This is a genomic window from Halomonas sp. 707D4, assembly GCF_024158685.1.
Lineage (GTDB): Bacteria > Pseudomonadota > Gammaproteobacteria > Pseudomonadales > Halomonadaceae > Vreelandella.
On record NZ_JAMZBD010000534.1, the window covers coordinates 1 to 1,982 of the forward strand.

The 1,982-nt window shown below is 65.0% G+C and carries 2 protein-coding genes and 1 pseudogene; all 3 read right to left on the reverse strand.

Annotated features, from left to right (window positions below; translation table 11 throughout):
- Window positions 1-415 (reverse strand): annotated as a pseudogene (locus BIS11_RS16240) (putrescine ABC transporter permease PotI); the annotation flags it as partial.
- A complete protein-coding gene (locus BIS11_RS16245) occupies window positions 412-1,323 on the reverse strand; it encodes an ABC transporter permease subunit (RefSeq protein ID WP_253424192.1) in 912 nt (303 codons plus the stop codon). The pseudogene BIS11_RS16240 and the gene BIS11_RS16245, both read right to left, overlap by 4 nt.
- A 25-nt stretch (window positions 1,324-1,348) precedes the next feature.
- Window positions 1,349-1,982: TOBE domain-containing protein (locus BIS11_RS16250; RefSeq protein ID WP_253586547.1), on the reverse strand; the 634-nt coding region annotated here is incomplete at its 5' end.

Below are 1,982 nucleotides of genomic sequence, written 5' to 3' on the forward strand. Positions count from 1 at the left end.
CCATGCCGCGATCCGCCGGCCAGCCGGTGAGCTGGGCCATCTGCACGAACAGCAGCAGAAGCGAAAGCCCGGTGATCACCTCGGGCATCACCAGGGGCGCCGTCACCATGCTCGACAGCGCCGTCTTGCCGCGAAAGCGTCCGAAGCGAGTCATCACGAAGGCCGCCACGGTTCCCAGGCATACCGCCATGCTGGCGGCGAAGAAGGCGATCTCGAGGCTCGTCCAGACGGCGGCGAGGATCTGGCGGTCGCGAAACAGCGCCCCGTACCACTGGGTGGAGAAGCCCGCCCACACGGTGACCAGGCGCGAGGCGTTGAAGGAGTAGACCACCAGTACCAGCATCGGCAGGTAGAGAAACACCAGCCCCACCACGAGCATCACGGTGGTGAACGACGGCATGCGCGGCTTTCTCATTTTTCGAGCTCCCGGGACTGGTAGCGGTGAAACCACACGATGGGCACGAGCAGCAGTGCCAGCATCACCATGGCGAGCGCCGAGGCGACCGGCCAGTCGCGGTTCAGGAAGAACTCCTCCCACAGGACCTTGCCGATCATCAGCGTATCCGGCCCGCCGAGAAGCTCGGGGATGACGAACTCCCCTACCGCCGGGATGAACACCAGCATCGAGCCCGCGATGATGCCGCCCATGGAGAGCGGCAGCGTCACCTTGAGGAAGGTGTTGAGCTTGCGCGAGCCCAGGTCCGCCGCCGCCTCCAGCAGCGAGTTGTCGAGCCGCGTGAGGTGGGCGTAGAGCGGCAGCACCATGAACGGCAGGTAGGCGTAGACGATGCCGATCACCACGGCGAACCGGGTGTTCATCATGCGCAGGGGCGAGTCGATCAGCCCCAGGCTCATCAGCAGGTTGTTGAGCAGGCCGCTGTTGCTGAGAATCCCCATCCAGGCGTAGACCCGGATCAGAAACGAGGTCCAGGACGGCAGCATCACCAGCAGCAGGAGGATGAGCTGCCAGCGCGCCGGCGCCCGGGCCATGGCGTAGGCCATCGGGTAGCCGAGCAGCAGACACACCAGCGTCGAGATGAACGCCGTCTGGATCGAGCCCCAGTAGGCCGCCACGTAGAGCGAATCCGACAGCAGGAACAGGTAGTTGCCCAGGTTCAGGAAGACGTGCAGCGTCTGGTCGGCGTACTCGAGCAGCGGCCCGAAGGGCGGAATCGCCACCATCGATTCGGACAGGCTGATCTTCAGCACTAGGGCGAAGGGCAGCAAGAAGAACAGCGTCAGCCACACCAGCGGCAGCGCGATCACCGCGCGACGGCCGAGCTTCAGGCGCTGCAGGCGCGCGGCGAACGTAAGCGACTTCATCAAGGGCGCTCTCCTGAATCCACGCTCATCGGTTGAGCACAATGGCGCTGTGGTCTTCCCAGTACACGTAGACGTCGTCCTCCCAGGTGGGACGATCGCCACGCCGCTCGACGTTGGCCATGCTCACCTTGATCGTCTGTCCCGTGGCGGTGCGCACGTAGTAGAGCGAGTAGCCGCCGAGGTAGGCGATGTCGTCGACCTTGCCCGCCTCCCAGTTGTAGGCGCCTTCCGGCTTCTCGCGGGAGAGCCAGATCTTCTCCGGGCGCAGTGCCGCCCACACCCGCCGATCCATCGCCTGGGTGGTGATGCCGTGGTCGATGTAGATCGGTCGTGACAGCAAGGGCGTCTCGATGGTGCAGTGATCCGCCGCGTCCTCGACGATCTCGCCCTCGAACAGGTTCACCGTGCCGACGAACTCCGCCACCATGCGACTCGCCGGGCTCTCGTAGATATCCACCGGCGAGCCCACCTGCTCGATCCAGCCGTCGGCCATGATCGCCACGCGATCCGCCATGGTCATCGCCTCTTCCTGGTCGTGGGTCACCATGATGCAGGTCACACCGACCTGCTCGATGATCTCGACCACCTCGAGCTGCATCTCGGTGCGCAGCTTCTTGTCCAGCGCCCCCATCGGCTCGTCGAGCAGCAGGAGCTTGGGC